Source organism: Acinetobacter sp. MD2(2019), from assembly GCF_035615615.1.
Lineage (GTDB): Bacteria > Pseudomonadota > Gammaproteobacteria > Pseudomonadales > Moraxellaceae > Acinetobacter.
In genome coordinates this window covers 1-24,666 of sequence record NZ_VTDU01000028.1, presented here as the reverse complement: position 1 = coordinate 24,666, position 24,666 = coordinate 1, and the positions used below count along the sequence as shown (strand labels likewise).

Annotated in this window: 23 protein-coding genes, 1 rRNA gene and 2 pseudogenes; 14 read left to right on the top strand and 12 right to left on the bottom strand. The window is 41.9% G+C overall.

From position 1 onward, the window contains the following. Positions 1-33: 33 nt before the first annotated feature. The 3 genes from rrf to I2F62_RS11855 all read left to right on the top strand — a co-directional run bounded on the left by rrf (position 34) and on the right by I2F62_RS11855 (position 1,955). Positions 34-148: ribosomal RNA gene (rrf, locus tag I2F62_RS11865) — 5S ribosomal RNA — on the top strand. A gap of 158 nt (positions 149-306) precedes the next feature. Next, on the top strand, positions 307-1,287 hold the full coding sequence (locus I2F62_RS11860; protein WP_324627209.1) for an XAC2610-related protein: 981 nt from the start codon (positions 307-309) through the stop codon (positions 1,285-1,287). A 197-nt stretch (positions 1,288-1,484) separates the two neighbouring features. Next, positions 1,485-1,955, top strand: coding sequence for a DUF2726 domain-containing protein (locus I2F62_RS11855; protein WP_324627208.1), 471 nt, complete (start codon positions 1,485-1,487; stop codon positions 1,953-1,955). A 20-nt stretch (positions 1,956-1,975) separates the two neighbouring features. Here the strand turns inward: I2F62_RS11855 and I2F62_RS11850 are convergent, their stop codons facing one another. The 6 genes from I2F62_RS11850 to I2F62_RS11825 all read right to left on the bottom strand — a co-directional run bounded on the left by I2F62_RS11850 (position 1,976) and on the right by I2F62_RS11825 (position 7,993). Next, positions 1,976-2,329: a RidA family protein gene (locus I2F62_RS11850; protein ID WP_324627207.1), complete on the bottom strand. Its 354-nt coding sequence runs from the start codon at positions 2,327-2,329 to the stop codon at positions 1,976-1,978. Between the two features lie 19 nt (positions 2,330-2,348). After that, a complete protein-coding gene (shiA, locus tag I2F62_RS11845; protein ID WP_324627206.1) occupies positions 2,349-3,647 on the bottom strand; it encodes a shikimate transporter in 1,299 nt (432 codons plus the stop codon). A gap of 130 nt (positions 3,648-3,777) precedes the next feature. Continuing rightward, positions 3,778-4,839, bottom strand: a complete 1,062-nt coding sequence (gene dinB / locus I2F62_RS11840; RefSeq protein ID WP_324627205.1) for a DNA polymerase IV — start codon at positions 4,837-4,839, stop codon at positions 3,778-3,780. Positions 4,840-4,847: 8 nt separating this feature from the next. Next, a complete protein-coding gene (locus tag I2F62_RS11835; RefSeq protein WP_324627204.1) occupies positions 4,848-5,561 on the bottom strand; it encodes a GH25 family lysozyme in 714 nt (237 codons plus the stop codon). Between the two features lie 125 nt (positions 5,562-5,686). After that, positions 5,687-7,072, bottom strand: coding sequence for a multidrug transporter subunit MdtD (gene mdtD / locus I2F62_RS11830; protein ID WP_324627203.1), 1,386 nt, complete (start codon positions 7,070-7,072; stop codon positions 5,687-5,689). Positions 7,073-7,108: 36 nt separating this feature from the next. After that, the gene (locus I2F62_RS11825) at positions 7,109-7,993 is read right to left on the bottom strand and encodes an AraC family transcriptional regulator (RefSeq protein ID WP_324627202.1); all 885 of its coding nucleotides are present in this window, start codon (positions 7,991-7,993) and stop codon (positions 7,109-7,111) included. 159 nt (positions 7,994-8,152) lie between these two features. On the opposite strand from I2F62_RS11825, the gene I2F62_RS11820 reads away from it, so the two are divergent. Beyond that, positions 8,153-9,076: a DMT family transporter gene (locus I2F62_RS11820; RefSeq protein WP_324627201.1), complete on the top strand. Its 924-nt coding sequence runs from the start codon at positions 8,153-8,155 to the stop codon at positions 9,074-9,076. Positions 9,077-9,124: 48 nt separating this feature from the next. On the opposite strand, the gene I2F62_RS11815 is transcribed toward I2F62_RS11820, so the two are convergent. Next, entirely contained in the window at positions 9,125-9,715 is a 591-nt protein-coding gene (locus I2F62_RS11815) for an SPOR domain-containing protein (protein ID WP_324627200.1), read from the bottom strand. Between the two features lie 156 nt (positions 9,716-9,871). Next, a complete protein-coding gene (gene argS, locus I2F62_RS11810; protein WP_324627199.1) occupies positions 9,872-11,662 on the bottom strand; it encodes an arginine--tRNA ligase in 1,791 nt (596 codons plus the stop codon). A gap of 238 nt (positions 11,663-11,900) precedes the next feature. On the opposite strand from argS, the gene I2F62_RS11805 reads away from it, so the two are divergent. From I2F62_RS11805 to msuE, 3 genes and pseudogenes are all read left to right on the top strand, one after another. Further along, complete coding sequence (locus I2F62_RS11805; RefSeq protein ID WP_324627198.1) at positions 11,901-12,158, top strand: type B 50S ribosomal protein L31; 258 nt, start codon at positions 11,901-11,903, stop codon at positions 12,156-12,158. Between the two features lie 197 nt (positions 12,159-12,355). After that, on the top strand, positions 12,356-14,044 hold the full coding sequence (locus tag I2F62_RS11800) for an NAD-dependent malic enzyme (RefSeq protein WP_324627197.1): 1,689 nt from the start codon (positions 12,356-12,358) through the stop codon (positions 14,042-14,044). Between the two features lie 170 nt (positions 14,045-14,214). Then, positions 14,215-14,856 (top strand): annotated as a pseudogene (msuE, locus tag I2F62_RS11795) (FMN reductase); the annotation flags it as partial. Positions 14,857-15,041: 185 nt separating this feature from the next. Here the strand turns inward: msuE and I2F62_RS11790 are convergent. After that, a complete protein-coding gene (locus I2F62_RS11790; protein WP_324627196.1) occupies positions 15,042-16,244 on the bottom strand; it encodes an MFS transporter in 1,203 nt (400 codons plus the stop codon). A gap of 125 nt (positions 16,245-16,369) precedes the next feature. Between I2F62_RS11790 and I2F62_RS11785 the strand changes: the two genes are divergently transcribed. After that, positions 16,370-17,314 carry a LysR family transcriptional regulator gene (locus tag I2F62_RS11785; protein ID WP_324627195.1) on the top strand — a complete coding sequence of 315 codons (945 nt, stop codon included), beginning with the start codon at positions 16,370-16,372 and terminating at the stop codon, positions 17,312-17,314. Between the two features lie 43 nt (positions 17,315-17,357). On the opposite strand, the gene I2F62_RS11780 is transcribed toward I2F62_RS11785, so the two are convergent. After that, on the bottom strand, positions 17,358-18,689 hold the full coding sequence (locus I2F62_RS11780; protein ID WP_324627194.1) for an aspartate aminotransferase family protein: 1,332 nt from the start codon (positions 18,687-18,689) through the stop codon (positions 17,358-17,360). Positions 18,690-18,790: 101 nt separating this feature from the next. Here I2F62_RS11780 and I2F62_RS11775 point away from each other — a divergent pair, with 101 nt between their 5' ends. Continuing rightward, positions 18,791-19,687, top strand: a complete 897-nt coding sequence (locus tag I2F62_RS11775; RefSeq protein ID WP_324627193.1) for a LysR family transcriptional regulator — start codon at positions 18,791-18,793, stop codon at positions 19,685-19,687. A 63-nt stretch (positions 19,688-19,750) separates the two neighbouring features. On the opposite strand, the gene thrC is transcribed toward I2F62_RS11775, so the two are convergent. Beyond that, on the bottom strand, positions 19,751-20,890 hold the full coding sequence (gene thrC, locus I2F62_RS11770) for a threonine synthase (protein WP_324627192.1): 1,140 nt from the start codon (positions 20,888-20,890) through the stop codon (positions 19,751-19,753). A 59-nt stretch (positions 20,891-20,949) separates the two neighbouring features. Next, positions 20,950-22,251, bottom strand: coding sequence for a homoserine dehydrogenase (locus I2F62_RS11765; protein ID WP_324627191.1), 1,302 nt, complete (start codon positions 22,249-22,251; stop codon positions 20,950-20,952). 333 nt (positions 22,252-22,584) lie between these two features. Here I2F62_RS11765 and I2F62_RS11760 point away from each other — a divergent pair, with 333 nt between their 5' ends. The 5 genes and pseudogenes from I2F62_RS11760 to I2F62_RS11740 form a co-directional block, all read left to right on the top strand. Beyond that, positions 22,585-23,517, top strand: coding sequence for an IS5 family transposase (locus I2F62_RS11760; protein ID WP_324627190.1), 933 nt, complete (start codon positions 22,585-22,587; stop codon positions 23,515-23,517). Between the two features lie 158 nt (positions 23,518-23,675). Beyond that, positions 23,676-23,951: a hypothetical protein gene (locus I2F62_RS11755; RefSeq protein WP_324627189.1), complete on the top strand. Its 276-nt coding sequence runs from the start codon at positions 23,676-23,678 to the stop codon at positions 23,949-23,951. Further along, a complete protein-coding gene (locus I2F62_RS11750) occupies positions 23,948-24,304 on the top strand; it encodes a hypothetical protein (RefSeq protein WP_324627188.1) in 357 nt (118 codons plus the stop codon). Before I2F62_RS11755 ends, I2F62_RS11750 begins: the two co-directional genes overlap by 4 nt. 62 nt (positions 24,305-24,366) lie before the next feature. Then, positions 24,367-24,465 (top strand): annotated as a pseudogene (locus I2F62_RS11745) (IS5/IS1182 family transposase); the annotation flags it as partial. A 57-nt stretch (positions 24,466-24,522) separates the two neighbouring features. After that, positions 24,523-24,666, top strand: a 144-nt coding sequence (locus I2F62_RS11740) for a helix-turn-helix domain-containing protein (protein ID WP_324627210.1), incomplete at its 3' end; no start/stop codon positions are given.

The following is a 24,666-nucleotide window of genomic DNA, read 5'->3' as shown; positions in this document are numbered from 1 at the left end:
CAATAAGACCTAACGAGTAAGCATCCAAGTTGTGCTGGCGACAATAGCAAGAGTGAACCACCTGATCCCTTCCCGAACTCAGAAGTGAAACCTCTTAGCGCTGATGGTAGTGTGGGGTTACCCATGTGAGAGTAAGTCATCGCCAGCTCATTATTCAAACACCCTCCGCTTAATAAAGCAGAGGGTGTTTTTTTATGCTGAATAAATGGAAAATCAATAAAAATAGAGGGACTGAAATAGAAATCTCTATTTTTATAACCTTAAAATTAACGCTATAGTAAATAAAAATACATCAGAGCACTAAAAATGCGAGCAATATTACTCTTACTTTTTTTCTTGTCATCAGCAGCTTTTTGTCAGAAAACCTTCTTAGTTGATAATTTTTCTAAAGATTATTTTGGAAAAGTCTATATTTCAGATACCAATGAGGTTTTTAGTAAAGGTTGGGTCGCTATTTTTGATCAAAAAACTCAAAAAAAATTAATAAAAGTTGATTCTGATGAACTGACATTTTCTTTGCATGATGGCAAAGTTTTAGCCAATATTCTTGAATTGCCTTATGGCGAGCAAAGCCAAATTATCTATGAAGATTTTAATTTTGATGGAAAAAAAGATTTTGCAATTATGGATGGGCAAAATAGTTGTTATCACGGACCGTCTTATCACATTTATTTAGCCACCACCAAAGGATTCGAATATAGCGATGCCTTTACCGAACTTGCGCAAGATTATTGTGGCATGTTCCGGGTTGATCATAAAACCAAAACCATTGCAACAATGAGAAAATCTAGCTGCTGTTCACATGAATATTCTAAATTTAAAGTGAAAAATAATCGGCCTTATCCCATTCAAATTATTCAAGAAGATGTTGATCCTTCAGGTGAGGTTCTCAACATTTCAGAGAGTAATTTAGTGGGTAATAAAATGATGGAGTCGGATTATCAACTTTTGGCTTTAGAGGTTGATCATAAAAATTTATTACTTTCTTTTGCATTTTCGAATAAGAAAAAAATGCAGATTTTTAGCGATGAGGAGCAGCTATATTATATATTTACCGATGCTGACGACAAAATAGAGTTATTATATAAAGGTCAGTTTATCTATTCTGCAGAAGAAAATAGCCTGTCTTTTCATCACAACAACAGCAAATTTAAAATCACAAATAATGAAATATGGGTTGAAACAGCAAGCAAAAAATATCGCATGACCGGCTCAAACCAGACGTTATATGGCAATCTGGCTAAGTTGAAGCAATTAAAGTTAACCAATGTTCAGTATATCAATTAACTGTATCCATCAGCTTATTTTGAATAAACACGGCGTTATATTTTGGGTGAAAAGCAATTTGCTTAAAAGTAGTTGCTTTTGATCAAAAATCTGCGCATGATAAAAAAACAAGGATACTCTTGAAAAATAAAAATCGATGTCAAAGAGGAATTTGATGATTAATCGAATAGTTTTAAAAGAAAATAAGGATGTCGCCAATGGAGTTAATACTACTTTCACTGATTAGCTTTTTTGTTTTAATTTACTTCGTGTTGCGCTATAAAAAGCGTGACCAAAACATGAATGATAGTGCGCTGAAACAACGTCGTATTTTAAATTATAACGAACAACTATTATTAAAACGCTTAAATATGCTATTGCCTGAATGCACGGTGTTATGCAAAGTGTCTTACGATGCTTTACTGACCACCAAGTATGAGCATACGCGGCAGAAATTTCATTCGATGACCGCTGACTTTGTACTGCTGAATGCGCGTCATGAGGTGATGATGGTCATCGCGCTGTACGATCCGGTATTAGGACTTACGCAGCAATTAAAGTCAGGACAATATGAAAATCAGTTGCTGACCTCGGCAGGCTATGCGGTGGTTAGTTACATTGGCGTGCCTGACGAGCGAAAATTAGCCAAAGATTTAAATATTAACTCTGGAGCAATGGCTTTTGCCTAAGCGAAAAGCCATTATTTTTTTTATGCTGATACTGCGGTAACGGTCATTTCAACCAGTACTTCTGGCGCATATAATTTTGCTTCTACGCAGGTACGAGCTGGAGGATTTTGAGGATCAATCCATGCATCCCAAATTTCATTCATGGCGCGATAATCTTCATCAATATTTTTAAGATAGATGGTCACCGATAAAATTTGGCTTTTATTTGAACCTGCATCTGCTAAAAAACGGTCAATATTTGCTAAGGTTTGCTGGGTTTGTGAGCGAATATCTTGGCTGGTATCATCTGCAAGTTGACCTGCCAAATGAATTAAATTTCCAGACGTTGCGATTTCACTAAAACGAGTGGTCATATGTAAGCGTTGAACGGCCATAGTGGTTACCTTAAATAAGTTATTTGGATGATACTTGAGGCTTCATCATGGCTGCAACTATTGCAGTCAGTAAGCAGCCAATGCTTAAATAAATTGCCACATAAATCCAATCACCGTTGGCATAGGCAATGAGTGCTGTGGCAATAAAAGGCGTGAAACCACCACCCACAATGCTGGCCAATTGGTAGCCTACACCTGCACCGCTATAACGATATTTTGCACCAAACAGTTCGGTAAAAATTGGTTGATGGACACTGACCACCATATCATGTGCTAAATTGGCCAGCAGTACCGACAGGACAATAATCCAAAAAATAGCTCCGTGTTGCAGTGCAAAGAAAAAAGGAAAAGCCGCACTCGCACCAATCAGGCCACCTAAAATACACATGCGGCGGCGGCCAAATCGGTCGGCCATATAGGCAAAAAAAGGAATGCTAAAACAACTAATTGCACCCACCAACAATGAAATATTCAGAAAAATTTGTGAGGGCATGTGCAGGTTTTGGGTCGAATAATTCAGTGCAAAAGTGGTCACTAAATACATGGTGAGCAGTTCTGCTAAGCGCAGGGCAATAATATAAAAAAATCCACGTGGGCTTTCTTTGATGGCCTGTAAAATGGGGAAGCGAGCTTGCTTGCTCTGACCTTGATGGTCGATGGCAATAAATTCGGGAGATTCAGGTTGTTGTGAACGCACCCAAACCGCAAACCCGACCAAAAGTATGCTCACTAAAAATGGAATGCGCCAAGCCCAAGTATTAAATGCATCTTGCCCGAAGCTAAAAATGACTAAAGAAACGCAACCCGAAGCCAGCATGAGCCCGACCCCATAGCCGATTTGCACGCCACTACTATAAAACGCTTTTTTGTGTTCGGGAGCATTTTCAACCGCCATTAATGCTGCGCCACCCCATTCGCCACCAACAGCAAACCCTTGTAACGCGCGTAGGCTGACCAATAACACCGGTGCCCACCAGCCAATTTGTGCAAAGTTTGGCAATAGACCGATACAAACGGTGGCCATGCCCATTAAAAAAACGGTTAAAAACAGCATTTTTTGACGACCAATTTTGTCGCCGAAATGCCCAAAAACCAAGCCACCGAGCGGGCGAAATAAAAAGCCGACACCAAATGTTGCAAAGGCGGCAAGCGTCCCCATTGTTGGGCTGACACTTGGGAAAAATTGACTTTTAAACACCAATGCCGCCACAATGCCATATAATAAAAAATCATACCAATCGACGACAGCGCCAATAAAACTACTAAACGCGGCCTGACGGGCACGTTTCTCTAACGAAATTGAGGGCATTGCGGTCATGCGATAAAATCCAAATCGAGCTATACAAAAAAAGCTGCCTTATTTTGATCCATTTTGAGTGCAAATAAGGAACATAATGACGCTGCATAGCTTAATCTAAATACCTGAGGATGGCGAGATAGTGTGCGCTTTATTCCGCTAATAAAGAAAGCTGATGTAGATTTTTCTGCTCAATCAGCTGATATACCCCAACACCAATCAAACGAAATTGTGCAGTTGATGCAATATCCGCTTCATCGAGCAATTGCTGAATGGCTTGTTGCAGTTGTTGTGGGTTGTGTAAAGGATGGTCAAAGCGTTTGCTATGTTGTAATAGCTTGAAATTGTGATGTTTCAACTTAATGCTAACCCCATAAGCACTGAGTCCTTTTCTGATCAGGCTTTGCCAAACCTGATTGGCCAAGCGTTCCCAATAAGGCGTGCATGCGGTTAGATGTAAATCTGTATCAAAAGTGGTTTCTTTAGAAATTTGTTGCCGTGTGCGGCTGGCCATCACGGGTCGATGGTCAATGCCTTGGGCATATAAAAACAATTGTTGGCCATATTTACCAAACTGTTGGCATAAAAATGCTTCCGAGCAATGGTTTAGATCGCCCAGGGTAAATAAATTCAGTGCAGAGAGTTTGGCTTCGGTAACACGGCCCACGCCCGGAATTTTATTTAAGGCTAAGTTTTGAATAAAGCCTTGTACTTGGGAGGGTTTAATCACACACAGTCCATTCGGTTTATGCCAGTCAGATGCAATTTTTGCCAGAAATTTGTTCGGTGCGACACCTGCCGAGGCCGTCAATTGAGTGTGTTGCCAAATGTCGTGTTGAATGCGCTGCGCCACTTCGGTTGCACTGGGAATGTGTTGTAGATTGTCGCTGACATCTAAATAAGCTTCATCTAAGGAAATTGGTTCGACTAATTCGGTATATTGATGAAAAATATGCTGAATTTGTTCAGAAACAGCACGGTAGCGATCGAAATGTGGTTCTAAAATAATCACCTGTGGGCAGCGTTTTTTGGCTTGTGCAACCGACATGGCAGAACGAAGCCCAAATTTTCTGGCTGGATAAGAGGCGGTGGTGACCACCGCGCGTGGATGATCGTGGGCGATAATAACTGGTAAGTTGTGTAACTCGGGACGTTCGCGCAGTTCAACTGATGCATAAAACGCATCCATATCAATATGAATAATTTTACGCATGTGTAGACCTATTTACGCTGAATGCCAAGATAAGCGAGATAGCTTTGCCATTGTTCGAGCGAACCGGCATAAACATCTAAATCTACCGCCTGTTCAATGCCGGCAATTTTACCTTGCTTGCTGTATTGCCAAAAAAACCAACCGCGTTGGTCTTTCAAGGTTGGATAGGCTTCATCGTAATCGCGAATCCACAATTGGGTTTTGTCAAAATGTCCCATCAATACAACATGATAAAAAGTTTTTGATACGTAAAAAATGGGTGCTTTGCCATAATGCTTGCGGAGCAAGCTTTGCATGAGTTTGATTTGTTGAATTAATTGTTCTTGTGTGGCTTGGGATAAACACTGCGCGTCATATTCGAGGTCGATGACCGGTGCCAACGCATTCCATTTTTTCGGTACGGTGGCAATAAAATTTTGCGCTTGAATTTGTGCATCTCGGCATAAGCGGTAGTAATGATATGCACCGACATTTAAGCCTTGTTGACGGGCGTGCAACCAATTTTCTTGGAAGCTGGGGTCTTGATAATCGCCGCCTTCGGTCGCTTTGATATACACAAAATGATATTGTTTGGGCGAAATTTGTGTCCAGTCAATTTTCCCTTGATGATGTGATACATCAAAACCCTGAACGGGGTAATCTTGTGCGGCAGCAGGGGGGTTTTGCATCAAGATAAAAAAAACAATGCCAATTGCTGCAAGGCCAATACTTGTTGAAAGCATCGGTAATAGAGACCAAGCGCAGATGGACAATTTTTTCATAGCATGCAGGCAAAACAAACGAATAGCATCAGTTTAAAACAAGTGGGCACGTGAACCCATTTAAAATTGTAGCCTGCATTTTTAACTTATTGCCCTTTGGGAATTTTTAAAAAAATGATTAAGGTGAAAATATTAAAGAAACCTAAGCTAATAAATGTCCAATGAAAGACTCGAACGGTATCTAAATGCAGTGTAGGAAGAGAGTATATATTAATTAATGCACCTGCAATGGCAATGGCGATACTCATCGACAGCATCATAATCATTGATAAAAAACTATTGCCACTGCTGGCATATTGCTTGGGTAAATCTTTTAAGGTGAAGGTATTCATTGAAACGAATTGGGTCGAGTTGAAAATTCCACAAATGAAAAAATGACTGGCACGAATCCATTCAGGCATATTGGCATCGTGAAGGGCAAATGCCATAGTGCATAGTCCTGAAAATGCTGTATTAAATACGAGTACACGGCGGTAGCCCAATTGTTGAATTAAAGGCCGTACAATTGGTTTAGATGCCAAAGAACCGAGAACCAGCGGAATGAGCATTAAACCTGTGGTCAGAGGTTCAAATAGGAAAGCCACTTGCAACATGAGCGGTAATAAAAACGGGATAGAATTACCGGAAAACCGCGCAAAGAAATTGCCTAAAATGCCAATACGAAAACCCGCATTTCTAAATAAGTCACTTCGGAATAACGCTTTTTTAGAAAAATGAGCATAGGCGGCATAACCAAAACAGCCAATCATGCCCATGCCAATCAGTAAGGCTGTTAAAAAATGCGACTGCTGTTCTGAAAAACTATCAATGCCAAGGGTTAAGCCGACCATTGCAAGGATTAAGAGTAAAAAACCGAAGCTGTCGAACGGCTGAACGGTGGTTTTAATATTGGGTAGGGCTTTGAGTGTCACCACAATGCCTAACAATCCCATGGGTAAGTTAATAAGAAAAATCCAGTGCCAACTATATTGTTCAACCAGCCAGCCGCCGAGTGTCGGGCCAATCAGCGGGCCAATTAATCCGGCCAGACTCATTAAACTCATGGCGGCAAGAAATTGAGGGCGGGGAATAATTTTAAGTAACGACAGTCGTCCGACAGGCAGCAATAACGCGCCACCAATACCTTGTAAAATACGAAAAAAAATGAGTGTGCCAAAAGAGGTGGCCATGCCGCAGCCAAGAGACGCCAGACTAAACAAACAAATGGCAAATAAATACACATGACGTAAGCCAAAACGGTCTGCTAACCAACCACTCAGCGGAATAAAACTGGCCACCGATAATACATAGGCGACAATCACACCATGCATTTTCAGCGGATTTTGCTGGAGGCTGTGCGCCATGGCAGGTAGGGCAGTATTCACAATGGTGGTATCGAGTGCCTGCATGAAAAAGCCAATTGAAACCAGCAGCACCAGTAAACGATATTGGGGCTGTAACGGTTGATAGGTGGTCTTATTGTCTTGGCTCATGCACAATCATCGGGATAAAAAACATCAACAGAGAGTTTACCCGAAAAACGCAGATGTAGGGGGTGCGCGTAGCAAAGAGGGCACATAGCCGTAGTATTGTTTAAAGCAACGACTAAAATGACTGGCCGAACTAAAGCCGCATAAGCTGGCTATTTGGGTTAAATTAAAGTGTAAATGGCTGCCTAAATACACAAAGGCCCGATCTAGCCGGCGTTGCATAACATATTGATGTGGTGTCATGTGGGTTGAGTGACGAAACATATGCGCAAAATGGTACTCGCTTAAATGCGCTTGTTCGGCTAAGTCGGCAATGGTCAGCGGTTGCTGTAAATGCTGTTCAATCCATTCTTTGACATGACGCAACGTGTAGGGCGACAGCCCGCCAGTGACCTGCGGTAAGGCCCAATCCAGCGTACTATAATTTTTGAGCAGATGCATAAGCAGCTGAATAGCGGTACTGCTAAGGATGAGCGCGTACTGATTTTCTTGCCACGCATAACGCATTAAAAATTGTCGATAAAGCAGGGTAATGTACGGGTCTTTGGCAAAGACTTTTTCATCCAATTGAATAAGATTAGGTTCTTTATCCCACGTGCGGCTGGCAATCTGTTTTAAATGTTGGTCGGTATAATATAAATGCACAAAGGACAACTCACCGCGAATATCCCACGTAGAGGCTTGCGCTTGAGGCATTAAACAAAAGTGATCTGGCCCGCCGCCATTTCGCCAACCTGACGCAGTTTTTTGATAGCTTTCGTAACCGCCTTGAACGTACAGGCTTAAGGTATGATGGTCACTGCACACCTGCACTAAATCGTGCTGATTCGACCACGCAGCCAACTGCATGCCTTGTCCCAATTCGCTATGATTCAGCAGTTGGGTTTTATGCTGCTGTAATTGTTGCAAAATCTGATAGTGCATAATTTGCAAATAAGAAAGCTATAAGTTTGATAATAAGCAGTGTAACGGGTTTTAGGCGCTATTTTTATTATGCCGAATAAAAACCGCAAGATTATGCAAGTTAGTCCGATGCAACTTTGCAACAATGGCGCTGAACTAAATGATAGAGCAAAAACTGCCATGCTTAACGCCTTATTATATATTTCTGTTGTGCTGATTTGGGGGACAACATGGATTGCTATTACTGCCCAACAAGGTGTTGTGAGTGCTGAAGTGTCAATTTTTTGGCGCTTTGTTATTTCTGCGGGCATTTTATGGATGATTTTATTTTTTCGGCAGCAGAAAAGTCGCTTTAATCTGCAAGATCATCTGTTTTGTGGCCTGCAAGGCATGTGCGTATTTGGCTTAAATTTTCTATGTTTTTATACGGCTGTGGCTTATTTAAACAGTGGTTTAGAATCAGTTATTTTTTCACTGGCGGTTTTATTTAATGCCATTAATAGCCGAATTTTCTTTGCGACTCCTGTGCCGAAGCGATTTTATCCAGCGGCCATATTGGGATTTTTAGGCATGTTGGCTTTATTTTGGCACGACATTCAGCTTACGAGTTTTCAGCGCAATACGTTTTTTGGCATTGGACTGTGTATTTTGGGGACATTGGGCTTTTCTTTTGGAAATATGATCAGCACCCGTCACCAACGCAAAGGTTTAGATGTGTTTAGCAGCAATGCCTATGCCATGAGTTATGGCGCAGCCTTTATGGCTATACTTGCGCTGATACAAGGCCATCCATTTTTGGGCACATTCGATATTAAATTTGTGACAGCCGTTTTGTATTTGGCCATATTGGGTTCGGTAGTGGGTTTTTCGGCGTATTTTATTTTGGTTGGGCGCATTGGGGCAGGGCAAGCGGCGTATAGCACGTTATTGTTTCCCTTAATTGCGCTCACGATTTCCACATTTTGGGAAGGCTATGTTTGGACGCCAAATGCATTTTTAGGCATTTTTCTAATTTTATTGGGCAATCTGATTTTCTTTGTGCCGTGGTCACGGATGAAAAACAAAGCAGCCACTATGTCCAAAGTTGAGTTACTGTCTGATTAAATGACTGAGTTTGAAAAAGGCGATCCTTTGCAGAATCGCCTTGAGTATTTAGCGTTTAACCACAATGGAATCTATGCCACTGTTTTGTAAGGTTTGCTGTGCAGCAATGGCTGCACTTTGAGTGCTAAACGGCCCAGAAATCACCCGATACCATGTTTTTCCGCCTTCTTGGGCAGTAATCACATCGGCAGGGAGTTTATTCATAATAATTTCAGCGCGTTTGGCATCGGCACTGTCGGGGTCGGTAAAGCTTTTAATTTGTAAAATATAGTTGATGCTTGGTGTTGTTGCGGCATCGGAAGCACTGTTTGATGCTTCGGTCGCTTGTGTTGGTGCTTCTACAATCACCGCGGTGTTTTTTGCTTGATTGTCTGGCACGGCTTGTTCAGGAATTGGGGTGACTTGTTGTTTGGGCAACTGGTCATAAAAGCGATAATCTTTATTGGTTTCTTCTTGGTCTTGTCCTGCTGTAATTTCGGTACGTGGCTGAACGGGCGCCCACGGTTTCCACAAAACAAATGCCATTGCGCCTGTTAAAATGAGAAGAATTGCCAATAACGTGAGCATCCATTTTGGAACCCATGGTTGCTTTTGTTGCTTAGGGCGTTCTGAAACACCACGTTGCGTTTTTCCAAACACAGGAAATTCCTCTTAATTAACAGTGAATTCAGGCCAGTTCAAGCCACAAAAAGTGAATAAATTCAGCTTTTGTGGCTCAAACACTACTTGTTTTGAATCATTTTATATTGTGATGCTTCAAATCACCTTAAAAAAACTGTTTTTTAAAGAAAATCCTTACATCGTTTCAGGTGCAGAAACACCCAATAACTCTAAACCGTTATGTAATACTTGTTTTACATTCACCGAAAGCAATAAACGCGCTTGGGTGAGGTTTTGATTTTCACCTAAGACTTTATGCTCGTTATACCAACCATGGAACAGTGCTGCCAATTCTTTTAAGTAATTGCCAATTTGATGCGGCTCATACGCATTCGCTGCACGATTCACAATTTCTGGATACGCTGCAAGCTTGGCTAAAATTTCCGCTTCCGCCTCTAAGCTTAACTCACTGGCAAATTGACGTGCATTAATGCGATTAAAGGCAACACCTGTTTCTTTGGCTTTTTCCAGCATACGGCAAATACGTGCATGTGCATATTGAATGTAATACACCGCATTGTCTTTACTTTGTGACACAGCAAGGTCTAAGTCAAAGTCGATGTGTTGTTCGCTTTTACGCATAACATAATAAAAACGCGCAGCATCGTTACCGACTTCTTTACGTAAATCGCGCAAGGTCACAAATTGTCCAGAACGAGAGGACATTTGTACCATTTCACCGCCACGCCATAAACTCACGAACTGAACCAACAATACGGTTAGTTTCGATGAGTCATAACCAAGCGCATCAATTGCCGCTTTGACACGTGCAATATAACCGTGGTGATCTGAACCCCAAATATCGACAATATGGGTATATCCACGTTGTAATTTGTTGAGGTGATACGCAATATCGGACGCAAAATAGGTGGTTTGTCCATTACGACGTTTAACCACACGGTCTTTTTCATCGCCAAAAGCAGTCGATTTAAACCAAATATTGCCTTCTTGTTCATACAAAAAGCCACGTTGATCTAAAGTTTCAAGGGCTTCATCAATTTTTTCGGTTAGGCTGGCTTCGCTAAACCATTGATTAAAAGTAACGCCAAACTCGCCTAAGTCATCTTTAATATCGGCTAAAATGGCTTTTAGTGCAGCTTGATGGAACACGCGGTAGCCATGACCGAGCAAGTTTTGTGAATTGGCAATTAAACCATCAATGTGTTTTTCTTTATCGCCTGAAATGATGACTTTGTTGCCATCGGCATCGAGTTCATCGGCAAATTGTACGTCTTCTGGCACATTGGCATACACCGCGGCTACATCGCGAACATGCTTGTTTTGGTCTTGGTCGATAATGCTTTGCGCGATTTCTTTGACGTAATCGCCCTGATAGGCATTTTTAGGAAACACCAACGCTTGACCTAATAATTCAAGGTAACGCAAATACGTTGAGGTGGCCAAAATATCCATTTGACGACCCGCATCGTTGACATAATATTCACGGTCAACTTGTGCGCCTGTGGCTTCAAGTAAGTTAGCAACGGTCATGCCATAAGCTGCACCACGGCCATGTCCCACATGCAAGCTTGATGTTGGGTTTGCCGAGACAAATTCGACTTGGACTTTTTGCCCAGCGTTGCTTTGAGTGCGACCGAACTGCGCCTGTTGCGCTTGAATTTGATCTAAAATAGCAAAACGTTGATCGGCATTTAAAAAGAAGTTAATAAAACCTGGGCCTGCAATTTCAGCTTTGGTGATATCAATCACTTCGGGTAAGTTTTCTAGAATTTTTTCGGCCAGATCGCGTGGTTTTAAGCCCGCAGGTTTGGCGGCAATCATCGCAACATTCGATGCAAAATCGCCGTGGCTTCGGTCTTTGGTTCGCGTTAATGTACTGTTGTTGTTCCAGTCTTGTGGAAGTACACCTTGCTGTTGAAGCGATTGGATTGCATGTTCGAGCGCTGCTTGTATTGCCGTATTCATATCGATAGAAAACTTGTCACAAAAAAGAGTGTAAATATAGCAAATTTTGTGCGGTTTAGGAAAAGGCATTTGTGTTTTAACATGTTCCGATTGCACCAAAACCACAGATTTAAGCGCCTGTGCGCCATCTGAAGATATTTTTTTCCTAAAATTAAATCATCAGGTCCAGTTCATGATTTGCACAGCACCTCGAAATGGGATAATATTGTTATGTTATAACATTTAAATTGGATTTAAAATGAGAGCCAACATTCATCCAGACTATCAAACTGTTTTGTTTCACGACACCAATGCCGATGCGTATTTTTTAATTGGGTCAACCTTAAAACCACAGCAAACCAAAGAATACCAAGGGCAGGTTTATCCTTATATGGTGCTAGATATTTCTAGTGCATCGCATCCGTTTTATACTGGCGAAATTCGTCAAGCCAGCAACGAAGGGCGTGTTGCGAACTTTAATCGTAAATTCGCACGCTTTTCGAAAAAGAAAGCTTAAATTGAACCTCAATAACCGCACTTTAACTGCAATGGTGCTGTGAAAGTGCGGGTTAAATTAATCTTAAAAATGTTGCTATTGCTACTATAAATATAAGAAATACCCATTTAGTCGAAAAAACAATTAAGCTTAGCAAGGTAAATTAAAGGCAAGGGAAGCACAGACTTTTCTTGCACAACAGACAGGACATAAATGCAATGACGCAAGCCAAGTATCCCCTTTATATTCCTTATGCAGGCAATACTTTATTAGAACTCCCTTTGTTAAATAAAGGTTCAGCATTTAGCGAAGAAGAACGGACGCGTTTTAATTTGCATGGTTTAATTCCACACGTCGTGGAAACGATTGACGAGCAAAGCCAGCGCGCTTATCAGCAATATGCGGCATTTAATGATGCAATTAACAAGCACATCTATTTACGTAATATTCAAGACACCAACGAAACTTTGTTTTTCCGTGTACTTGAAGATCATTTAGCCGAAATGATGCCTATTATTTATACGCCAACGGTGGGTGAGGCGTGCCAGCAGTTTTCTGATATTTATCGTCGCCATCGTGGGGTATTTATTTCTTATCCAGATCGCGAGCATATCGACGATATTTTACAAAACGTGAATAAGAAAAATGTCAAAGTCATTGTGATTACCGATGGCGAACGTATTTTAGGTTTAGGCGACCAAGGCATTGGTGGCATGGGCATTCCGATTGGTAAATTATCGCTGTATACCGCGTGTGGCGGCATTAGTCCGGCCTACACGTTGCCAATTACTATTGATGTTGGCACCAACAATGCGCAATTATTACAAGACCCAATTTATATGGGATGGCGCCAGCCGCGTATTGGTGGCGATGAATACTACAATTTTGTTGATGATGTGATTAAAGCGATTCATCGCCGTTGGCCAAATGCATTAATTCAATTTGAAGATTTTGCACAAAAAAATGCCATGCCATTATTGGAAAAATATCGCGATAAAATTTGCTGTTTCAACGATGATATTCAAGGCACCGCCGCTGTTTCAGTGGGTAGCTTAATTGCCGCAAGCCGTGCCGCGGGCAAGCAATTAAAAGACCAAACCATTACTTTCTTGGGCGCAGGCTCGGCCGGTTGTGGTATTGCCGAACAAATTGTTGCGCAAATGGTAGCCGAAGGCCTAAGCGATGAACAAGCGCGCGAACGCGTGTTTATGGTCGATCGTTTTGGTTTAATTACTGAAAATCAGCCGAATTTATTAGATTTTCAACGTAAATTGGCGCAAAAACCTACAGCAGTTGCCAACTGGGCCAATGCCGAAGAAATGATTTCGTTATTGGACGTGGTTAAAAATGCCAAACCTACGGTGTTGATTGGCGTGTCTGGTCAGCCGGGATTATTTACAGAAGAAGTGATTAAAGCATTGGCACAAAACTGTGAGCGTCCAATTGTCTTGCCATTGTCGAATCCAACCTCACGCGTTGAAGCTGTTCCGTCGGATATTATTCAGTGGACAGATGGCAAAGCCTTAATTGCGACAGGTAGCCCGTTTGCACCAGTGAATTATCAAGGCAAGTTGTACAATATTTCGCAGTGCAATAACTCATATATTTTCCCGGGCATTGGCTTGGGAATTTTGGCGGTGTCGGCAAAACGTGTGACGGATAGCATGCTGATGGCATCGAGCAATGCCTTGGCCGATTGCTCACCAATGTTATTAGACCCAGAAGCAGACTTATTGCCCGATGTGAATGAAATTCAAAAGGTATCTCGCCTAATTGCTTTTAAAGTGGCAAAAGCTGCCATGGAAGCCGGCGTTGCTCCGATTGTCAGTGATGACGTGCTACTTGAAAATATTGAGAAGAACTTCTGGAAACCTGCGTATCGTCAATATAAGCGCGTTCCATTTTAATTCAGCGTGTGCAATAACCCCGACCTGTTCGGGGTTATTTTTTGCCTGACATTTAAGCATTAAAGATATCTTTAAAAATGATAATTTTGTCTATTTTTCTTATTTTACCTTGCCTCTGAACTATGAATAAATAGCCATTCATTTCTATTACAGCGTATTTAGGTCCACGGATGATCCCTGCATTTTTAAACCCGACCAAGCCACTTCAAGTTGTTGCTGTTTCAGGTGGATTAAATCATCCCTCGAAAACTCAAACCCTATTACAGGCCATTGTGGATGAACTCAGCAAGGCAATCAACATTCAAGTGCATTGGATTAAATTTAGTGAGATTGCGCCGTTGTTGGGCGGTGCAATCTATCGAAATCAGTTACCACAACGTGTGCAGGATGATTTGGCTACGGTTGAAAGTGCGGATGTTTTAATTGTAGGAACACCGGTGTACCGTGCATCGTTTACGGGGCTATTTAAGCATTTTTTTGACTTTGTCGAGCAAACAGCACTGGTGGATGTACCGGTTTTGTTGGCCGCATCGGGCGGTAGCGAACGCCACGCATTGGTGTTAGAACACCAGTTACGACCACTATTTAGTTTTTTTCAGGCACACACTTTACCGATTGGCGTTTACGCCACCGATGCCGATTTTAGCCCAGCCTATAGCATTCATAGTGAATTATTACGCCAGCGGATTACTTTGGCTGTGACGCGCGCGGTTCCTTTTTTAACTGCAAGATCTGCCCAAAGTCAGCGTGCTGAATTGACGAAGACTCAAACTCAACTGGCTAAACCACATGCCGATGTGCATAAAAAAGTTGCATCGGCAGTGTTGGGATGACGTGAAAATAGCTTTTAGCGATGTTTAAAATCATAGCCTGCGCAGAATGCTACAAGCCTGCATCGTACAAAAATGCTCCACGTGGAACATGTTCATCTTTGACGTTAAAGATGAACATTGTTTGAAAAAGATTGCTCGTGAATTGCAACAAAACAGCGAAACATTTAAGCCAATTTTGCTAAACGTCGACCTTCATATAAACGAATCATTAAACTCAGTAATGCACTGATACAGGCCAGTGCCACCACGTTCAGCCATCCGCCATGGGTAAACATTAAATTCCCGAGGTATGAGCCCAAGGCCATGCCTAAAAAAACCCCAGTAAATAAAATGCCATTAAGTCGACCACGCGCAGCAGGATCTAAACCATACACCAAGGTTTGGTGCGACACCAAACTGGCTTGTAAGCCTAAATCGAAGCCCACCGCGGCAAGTGCAATAATCATTAATTGCATAACAATACTATGCACTAACGGCAGACTGAACATGAACAAGAAGGACATGAGTACCAACGCTGCCCCGATTTTTGTGACGTAATGCGAGCCACGGCGGTCGGAAAGTATGCCTGCAAGCGGGGCAGCTAAAGCACCTGCAGCACCGGCCAGTCCAAAGGCACCTGCAACCACACTGCCGTAGTGATATTGTTGAGCCACCATTAACGCCAGTGTCGACCAAAATGCACTAAATGCCACCGAAAGAAGCCCTTGTGCTAAAGCGGCATGTCTGAGTGCTGGATATTTTTTCCAGAGTTTAAGCATCGAGCCCAATAAAGCCGCATAACTTAAATCGACATGGGTTTTAAATTGCGGCAAGACCCGCCATAAGCCAATGGCAACCAAGGCAACACTCAGCGCGGCAATTTGATACATCGCGCGCCAACCCAAAGCTGCGCTAATTAAACCGCTTGCCGTACGTGACAGTAAAATCCCTAAAAGTAGACCGGTCATTACAGTGCCGACAAATTTACCTTGTTGTCCTGTGGGGGCTAAAATTGCCGCAGACGGTACAATATCTTGTGCCATGGTGGCTAAAATGCCGATCATCAGGCTTAAAAATAACAGGCTATACGCGCTATTGCTCAGACTAAACCAAACCAAGGTTAAGCATAACAATAGACTTTTAAGCAAAATAAGATGTCTTCGGTTGTAACGATCGCCCAAAGGAATGAGAAAGAAAATGCCTACCGCATAGCCGATTTGCGTTAGGGTCGGCACTAAGCCAATGGTATGTGCCGAAAGGGTTAAGTCACTTTGCAGCAACGGTAAAATAGGCTGTGCATAATATAAACACGCCACAGCAATGCCAGCACCGAGGGCCAAAATAAAAACCAGCAACTTAGATGGAGATGCCGTTGGAACAGTAGTCATGTGAATGCTCAATGAAAAGCGTCAAATAAGACGGAGTGATCTGCTTATTTTAGGCAAATATAAATCGGCTGGTAGTCAGCTACATGCTAAAATGTTTATACGTTAAACGCATAACAAGAGCGCATATGAAATACGCAGAGCGTATAGATCGCATTGAACTGATGCATACCTTTATCCGAATTATCGAAAGTGGCTCGTTATCTGCCGCAGCAAGGCAGCTTAATCTCTCACAAGCCAGTGTTAGTCGGCGGTTAAGCACCCTAGAAAAAGTATTGGGCGTGAAATTACTGATGCGAAGTACACACGCCATGAAACTGACCGATGATGGCGAGCGCTGTTATCAGCATGCCAAGCAACTCACCAGTCGTTGGCTAAGTTTAGAAGAAGAGTTAAAACAGGCATCTGATGAACCTATTGGCACATTGCGGGTGCGTGTACCACATGCTTTTGGGCAACAACAATTGTTAGAACCGTTAATTCAATTTTTGGCAGAGGCGCCACAATTAAATATTGAATGGAAATTACGCGATGTATTGCCAGATTTTTTAGCTGAAGATATCGATTGCGCGATTCATTTAGGGTTCGAGCCGAATCCCAATACGGTGGCTATTTCTTTAGCCGAAGTCCCACGTATTTTAGTGGCACATCCTGCGTTATTGGCGAAATATCCAAATATTGAAAAAATAACAGATTTAACCCGTTTGCCGTGGGTGGCTTTAAGTTTGTTTTATGATGATAAGATTTGCTTGCAGCATGTCACAACCCAGCAAACCGAGTGCATCGAGATTCAACCGCGCTTAAGCACCGATAATTTATATGTGACCAAAAATAGTGTGCTGATGGGGCTGGGTGTAGCAATGGTTTCGACTTGGGTGGTCAAAGAAGAATTAAACCGGGGTGAATTGGTACAAATTTTACCGGAATGGGCAGCACCACCGATTCCAATTTATTTAATTTATCCGTGGGCGCAGTATTATCCGGCGCGGTTAAGAAAATTTTTGGCACTGATGAAACAGGTGATGCCCACTATTGTTGGCGTGCAAGCACCAGATCGGAGTATGCAGCAATAATAAAGCATTGCAGCGATTTATGTGCTGCAATGCGTTGATTCATTTATTTAATTTTATGTAGCTCATCGCCAACAGCGTTAAATAAACGTTCTAAGTCTTGGGCTTTGGCATTAAACATTGGACCAAATTGTAATGTGTCTGCACCAAAGCGTACATAGAATCCAGCTTTCCATAACGCAGTGCCGACTTCAAAAGGACGAATGGTTGGATCGCCATCTCGAGCATCTAATTGAATTGAACCAATCAATCCACAATTGCGGATATCGACAATATGTGGTGTTCCTTTTAAAGAATGGATGAGTTTTTCAAATTCAGGGGCAAGTGCAGCAGCGCTGTCGATTAACTGATCTTTTTCAAGTAAATCGAGCGTTGCCAGTGCCGCAGCACAAGCGACCGGATGCGCCGAATACGTGTAACCATGTGCCAGTTCAACCGCATGTTCAGGTAAATTTTGCTGCATGAAGGTATGGTAGATTTCACTTGAGGTGACCACGCCACCCAAAGGAATAGCACCATTGGTAATTTGTTTGGCAAAGTTCAAAATGTCGGGCGTGACACCAAAATATTCTGCACCCGTCCATTTACCCATACGGCCAAAGCCAGTAATCACTTCATCAAAAATCAGTAAGATATTATGCTGATCGCAAATTTCACGTAAGCGTTGTAAATAGCCTGTTGGGGGAACAATACAGCCGCCCGAACCGGAAACAGGCTCGACAATTAGCGCGGCGATATTCGAGGCATCGTGCAGTTCAATCAGCTTTAACATTTCATTGGCCAATTCGACACCATTGCTGTTCGACATGCCTTGGGTAAATTGTTGGTTGGGCTGTAAGGTGTGCGATAAATGATCGACATCCATAAATTGCCCGAACATTTTACGATTGCCGCCAATACCACCTAAACTTGTACCTGCAAGGTTCACGCCGTGATAGCCTTTAACACGGCCAATAAATTTGGTTTTGCTTGGTTGTCCTTTGACTCGCCAGTAAGCTTTGGCAATTTTCACGGCTGTATCGGCACATTCAGAACCTGAACCAGTAAAAAATACATGGTTGAGCGAATCTGGCATTAACGCGGCAATTTTATCGGCCAATTTAAACGACAATGGATGCCCAAATTGGAATCCCGGTGAATAATCGAGCGTGCTTAATTGTTTTGCGACAGCTTGTTGAATTTCAATGCGCGTATGTCCGGCACCGCATGTCCAAAGCCCAGATAAAGAATCATAGATTTGGCGACCGTGATCGTCTGTTAAGTAATGATCTTTGGCTGCCACGACAAAACGAGGATCTTTGGCAAAGCTTCGGTTTGCGCTATACGGCATCCAGTGGGCTTGAGAATAAGTTGCATCGTGATCTTGGGTGCTAAACATGAGTGCATCCTGCAATAGGTGATACTTTGAGCTTACAATGTTGGCTTAGATAAGATAAATTTAAATCAACTAAACTTTGCTTATTAAAAAACTCACCTAAAATGAAAATAAAAGCCATTGGCCAAATTACCGATTTTGACCTGAAATTATTGCGCGTATTTAAAACGGTGGCGGCATGTGGCAGCTTTGCCGCAGCAGAAAGTGTCTTGGGTATTACCCGTTCAGCCATTAGTTTGCATATGAGTGATTTAGAAAAACGCTTAGGTGTGCGATTGTGCCAGCGCGGGCGTTCAGGCTTTGCCTTAACCGAAGAAGGACGTGAAATTTTACGTTACAGCGAAATTTTATTTACCTCTTTGGAAGATTTTCGTCAGAGCGTCAATCAAGTCCATCAGCACTTAAAAGGTGAGCTCAATATTGGCATTATTAATAATTTGGTGACGCAGCCACAAATGAAAATTACTGCTGCTTTGTCGGCACTGTCCGATGCCAGTCGCGAGGTGCAGATTCATTTAAGCATGAGCACCCCCAGTGAAATTGAACGGGGTATTTTAGAAGGGCGCTTACATGTTGGTGCTTTGCCGATGATGCAGCCGCTTTCAGGGTTAGATTATTTTCCATTGTATGATGAAACCTGTTTTTTATATTGTAGTCAGCAACATCCGCTATTTAATTTAAATGTGAGCGTGACCGATTTAAAAAATTTTGATGCGGTTGTTCCAAATTATCGAATGAATAACGAAGCGATGCGCTTACAAAAAAGTTTAAAGAAAAGCGCAACTGCAACTGACCGCGAAGGCATTGCATTTTTAATTTTATCGGGACGGTTTGTGGGGTTTTTACCCGATCATTATGCCAAACAATGGGTCGATCAAGGCTTAATGCAAGCCATTTTGCCTGAACAATTGTTGTTTCAGTCGCAAATTTCTGTGGTGACCCGTAAAGGTCGGCATCCCAATTTAATTTTAGAATTGTTTTTAGAAAAATTGATGGCGTAGTCGTGTTTGGCGCAAATAAAAAGCTGCCTATGGGGCAGCTTTTTATTTATTTTTGAATGATTTTTACATATTCGACAAGATAGAATCGCGAACTTGATCCATCGTTGCATCAATCGACAGCATCACGGCATCTGCACATTGTTTAATTGCAGTGTCTGGGTCTTTTAAGCCGTTACCAGTGACAGTACACACAATTACTGAACCTTCGGCAATTTTACCTGCTTTAATGTCACGAATCGCACCGCCAATCGATGCCGCTGAAGCAGGCTCAACAAACACCCCTTCATACATCGACAGCATACGCTGTGCATCTAAAATTTCGGCATCGGTTAATTCATCAAACCAACCTTGAGAGTCACGTACCACAGCTTTGGCATGGTTCCAGCTTTGTGGGTTACCAATACGAATGGCTGTGGCCACAGTTTCCGGATTTTGAATTGGCGCACCACGTAAGAAAGGCGCTGCACCAGAAGCTTGATAACCGACCATAACCGGTAAACCTGCAGGTTTTGGCCCAGTGAATTGGTCTGTTGCCGCATCGTAAACCACTTGTTCGAATTGATCGGCCGGTTGGTTGGCAACCGCTTCGGTATAGCCCATCCAGTGTGCAGTAATGTTACCTGCATTACCCACAGGTAGGCAGTGGTAATCAGGCGCGCGACCAAGTTCATCCACCACTTCATAAGCAATGGTTTTTTGACCTTGTAAACGGTATGGGTTAATCGAGTTTACAATGGTTACAGGGGCTTTGTCGGCAACTTCTTTGACCAAACGCATGCCGTCATCAAAATTACCACGGATTTGCATGGTAATTGCACCGTACATCATGGCTTGAGCCATTTTACCCATGGCAATTTTGCCTTCTGGGATAAGTACAAATGCTTTAATGCCGGCGCGTGCTGCATAGGCTGCCGCTGCTGCAGACGTGTTGCCTGTAGAGGCACAAATAATGGCTTTAGAACCATCCTCAACCGCTTTAGTCACCGCCATGGTCATACCACGATCTTTAAATGATCCAGTTGGGTTAAGGCCTTCATATTTCACATAAATTTCAACATTTTTGCCAATAATACGTGGAATATTCTCAAGTTTAATGAGCGGGGTATTTCCTTCCCCTAAAGAGATTGCACGTGTAGTTGCAGATACAGGTAGGCGATCACGATAACGATCTACAAGACCAGTATAACGATTGGCATTCGACATGATGATGTTCCAATGAAAAAATGAAGCATGAAGAGGGGAACCCATTCCCCTCAACCTGATTAGTTATCGAGCGATTCTAAACGAATTCGCACGATTTCGCCATGAATTGTCGGCAAAGCTTGAATTTGTGCCAACGCCTCATCCATTTTTGACTCGATAATTGGGTCAGTTAAAATCACAATAGGGATTAAATCTTTTAAGCGTGATTGTTGCATGATGGCATCAATACTAATGCCGGCACGGCTTAAAATGGTGGTGATATCTGCAAGCACGCCTGGTTCGTCAATTGCATTGACACGTAGGTAATACCCCGTTGTCATTTGCTCACGGCTTAAAATAGGCAAGTCTGTTAAGGCTTCAAAGGCCAATTGAGGAATGGTGCCTGCGCCATCTTCGGTATATGAAATGTCACGTACGATATCAATAATATCTGCCACCACTGCCGATGCAGTTGGCCCCGCGCCTGCGCCCGCGCCGTAATACAAGGTTGGTCCTACAGCATGTGCTTGAACAAGCACCGCATTTTTTACCCCGTTGACATTGGCAATCAGTTCTTCTTGCGGAATTAATGTAGGATGCACACGCAGTTCAATGCCTGTTGCAGCACGGCGTGCAATGCCTAAATGCTTAATGCGAAAACCTAGGTCTTCTGCATATTTGACATCTTGTGCGGTGACTTTGCTAATGCCTTCGGTATAAACCTTGTCAAATTGTAGCGGAATACCAAAGGCGCAAGAGGCTAAAATGGTAAGTTTGTGTGCAGCGTCAATCCCTTCAACATCGAAGGTTGGGTCAGCTTCGGCATAGCCGAGTTCTTGTGCTTCTTTAAGGACATCGGCAAAGGCACGACCTTTGTCCCGCATTTCGGTTAAAATGAAGTTGCCTGTACCGTTAATAATGCCTGCTAACCAGTCAATTCGGTTGGCGGCCAAGCCTTCACGAATGACTTTAATAATCGGAATACCGCCGGCAACCGCGGCTTCATAAGCAATTTGTACCGCGTTATCTTCAGCAAGTTTGAATAGCTCGTTGCCATGTTCGGCCAATAACGCTTTGTTTGCAGTGACCACTTGTTTGCCATGTTTAATCGCTTCTTGCATGACTTCATAAGCAGGATGAATGCCACCCATCACTTCAACCACAACGTCTACATCGGGTTGGCGAACGATATCCAGTAAATCGGCACTTTGTTTAATGCCAGCTAAATCTAAATCGGGGCGTGGTCGGCGGGTACCAACGTAAGTAATTTGGATTTCACGGCCAGTGCGACGTTTAATTTCAGCTGCATTCTCTTGTAATAATTTTAGGGCACCGCCACCCACGGTACCAAGACCAAGTATAGCCAGACGAACTGGTTTCACGTCACACTCCAAATAATTTATTGCGATAATCCTTTGATCATAGATAGCATCTGAGGGATCAACAAGCATTTTTTTCTAAAAAGTGAAAGAATTAAATGACATAATTTTATAGTTCATATAACTATAATTTATAGAAGGCAGATTCACTTTTTATCTGAATTTAAAATGTTTGAATTTTATTGAGCTAAATCAGTTGGCTATTGATGTTTTAAGATCAATTTTTGATTTAAATTGTATAAAAATTCGAACCGATAGAACATACCATTTTTATTCGCCACTGGCTTTGTTGCACAAACCTATTTTAAAAGGTATCTTTAGCCATATAATTTGCAGATGACGAAACCTGCCTCAAAAATCTACCGTACGACCAATTGGTCCTCGTATAACCAAGCCCTTATTAATCGGGGAAATATCACGATTTGGTTTGATCAAAATACCCAGTGGTATGCTGAGAACAATGGTAAACAAGGTCGTAGTCCTACCTATTCAGATGCAGCGATACAATGCTGTTTAATGATTAAATCACTGTTCAGACTCACCTTACGCATGGTCACAGGTTTTATTCGAAGCTTGATTAAATTATCAGGATTAGACGGGACTGCACCCGATTATTCTACACTGTCCCGTCGCCAACCACATATTGATATCGCAATCAGCTACCAAACAAGTAAGGATGGATTACATTTATTAGTCGATTCCACTGGGCTGAAGTTTTTAGGTGAAGGTGAATGGAAGCGCAAGAAACATCAGCCTGAATATCGTCGACAATGGCGTAAATTACATATAGGCATTGATGCTAAGACCTTGCAAATTCGGGCAGTTCAGCTGACGACAAATAACGTGGGCGATTCACAAGTGCTTGGTAATTTGTTAGATCAAATCCCATCAGGTGAGCGAATAGATTCAGTGTATACCGATGGTGCTTATGACACCAAACGATGTCGTCAGGTAATTGCTGATCGAAATGCACATGCAATTATTCCACCACGGAAAAATGCCAAACCATGGAAGGATAAGCGAGCAAGTTCGATTGAACGTAATACTTTACTCAAGACAATAAAGCATTTAGGCAGAACAATATGGAAAAAATGGTCAGGGTATCATCGGAGAAGTTTGGTTGAGACCAAGATGCACTGCATCAAATTATTAGGCGATAAATTGCATGCAAGAAAATTTGCAAGTCAGGTGAATGAAATTCATGCACGTGTGGCGGTATTAAATAAATTTACAGAATTAGGCCGACCTCATACCCAAGTTGTCACTTAAATTTGGTAAACCTAGGAAAAATTTAACCTTTTTATATTTGTGCAACAAAGCCATGGTCAAGTAAAATCAGACACATGGAGACTATTCTAAGTTTTGTGTAACTTCTATTTTCACGAAATTTAAAGGCTCCTGCTAATTCAGCAGACATCATTCCTAATATGGGCGAGTATTTTAAACAAGCAGGCTTTGGAGATGTTTTAGGCAATAATGTTTCAAAGACATCAAAAAATATTCAGGGTCAGACAGTTTATAAGGTAAACAGCAATATTAATAGTAACCTTAGAAAAGGTGATCAAGTATATTTAGATGGTCAGCATAAGAACCATTTAGAGGTTTTTGATGGTAAAGGTAAAATTAAATCTGTACTAAATTTAGATGGTTCAGTTAATCAGAAAAAAACTCAGCAAGCACGTTCTCAAGGGAGAAAAATATGAAGGATATAAATAAGATAAAATCTGCCCTACAAAGCATAGTAAAAGCAAAAGACGATGGATATTTTAATGAGCATGAATGGTCTATTGATTATTCGATAGACCTTAATGCTGATTTATTTAATCAGTTGTCCAAACTTAATCATTCTGTGGAGTTTTTATCAGAAGCGATAGAAAGAAAAGATGAATTTGCTATTGTAGCAGCATTAATTAGTACTGTAGGTTTTTCTATGAATTTAGAGGGCTATTTTAGAAATATCACTGAAGATATTGATAAAATATTTCAGACTGAAGGTTATCTTAAAGATCTTCCTGAAGACTACAAAATTCCCGAATTTTATAATTATGATTTATAGTTTTAACTGGTTTTGTTGCACAAACCTATTTTTCAAGGCATCTTTAGCCATATAATTTGCAGATGACGAAACCTGCCTCAAAAATCTACCGTACGACCAATTGGGCCTCGTATAACCAAGCCCTTATTAATCGGGGAAATATCACAATCTGGTTTGATCCAAATATAGCTAAAAATATAAAGTTTGCTACACTATAAAAAAACCTACTAGCTACTGTTATGCCTAAGCCATATTCCAATGATCTTCGCCACAAAGCTCTGAACTACTACAAAGAATGCCAGAATAAATCTAAAACTTGTACCATTTTTAAGATCGCAAGAACCACTCTAGATCTATGGATCAAACTTGAAAAGCATCAGGGA

Coding starts and splice junctions, on each gene's coding strand:
- I2F62_RS11860 (WP_324627209.1), top strand. CDS start 307: ATGCGAGCAATATTACTCTTACTTTTTTTCTTGTCATCAGCAGCTTTT.
- I2F62_RS11855 (WP_324627208.1), top strand. CDS start 1,485: ATGGAGTTAATACTACTTTCACTGATTAGCTTTTTTGTTTTAATTTAC.
- I2F62_RS11850 (WP_324627207.1), bottom strand. CDS start 2,329: ATGGCCGTTCAACGCTTACATATGACCACTCGTTTTAGTGAAATCGCA.
- shiA (WP_324627206.1), bottom strand. CDS start 3,647: ATGACCGCAATGCCCTCAATTTCGTTAGAGAAACGTGCCCGTCAGGCC.
- dinB (WP_324627205.1), bottom strand. CDS start 4,839: ATGCGTAAAATTATTCATATTGATATGGATGCGTTTTATGCATCAGTT.
- I2F62_RS11835 (WP_324627204.1), bottom strand. CDS start 5,561: ATGCTTTCAACAAGTATTGGCCTTGCAGCAATTGGCATTGTTTTTTTT.
- mdtD (WP_324627203.1), bottom strand. CDS start 7,072: ATGAGCCAAGACAATAAGACCACCTATCAACCGTTACAGCCCCAATAT.
- I2F62_RS11825 (WP_324627202.1), bottom strand. CDS start 7,993: ATGCACTATCAGATTTTGCAACAATTACAGCAGCATAAAACCCAACTG.
- I2F62_RS11820 (WP_324627201.1), top strand. CDS start 8,153: ATGCTTAACGCCTTATTATATATTTCTGTTGTGCTGATTTGGGGGACA.
- argS (WP_324627199.1), bottom strand. CDS start 11,662: ATGAATACGGCAATACAAGCAGCGCTCGAACATGCAATCCAATCGCTT.
- I2F62_RS11805 (WP_324627198.1), top strand. CDS start 11,901: ATGAGAGCCAACATTCATCCAGACTATCAAACTGTTTTGTTTCACGAC.
- I2F62_RS11800 (WP_324627197.1), top strand. CDS start 12,356: ATGACGCAAGCCAAGTATCCCCTTTATATTCCTTATGCAGGCAATACT.
- I2F62_RS11790 (WP_324627196.1), bottom strand. CDS start 16,244: ATGACTACTGTTCCAACGGCATCTCCATCTAAGTTGCTGGTTTTTATT.
- I2F62_RS11785 (WP_324627195.1), top strand. CDS start 16,370: ATGAAATACGCAGAGCGTATAGATCGCATTGAACTGATGCATACCTTT.
- I2F62_RS11780 (WP_324627194.1), bottom strand. CDS start 18,689: ATGTTTAGCACCCAAGATCACGATGCAACTTATTCTCAAGCCCACTGG.
- I2F62_RS11775 (WP_324627193.1), top strand. CDS start 18,791: ATGAAAATAAAAGCCATTGGCCAAATTACCGATTTTGACCTGAAATTA.
- thrC (WP_324627192.1), bottom strand. CDS start 20,890: ATGTCGAATGCCAATCGTTATACTGGTCTTGTAGATCGTTATCGTGAT.
- I2F62_RS11760 (WP_324627190.1), top strand. CDS start 22,585: ATGACGAAACCTGCCTCAAAAATCTACCGTACGACCAATTGGTCCTCG.
- I2F62_RS11755 (WP_324627189.1), top strand. CDS start 23,676: ATGGGCGAGTATTTTAAACAAGCAGGCTTTGGAGATGTTTTAGGCAAT.
- I2F62_RS11750 (WP_324627188.1), top strand. CDS start 23,948: ATGAAGGATATAAATAAGATAAAATCTGCCCTACAAAGCATAGTAAAA.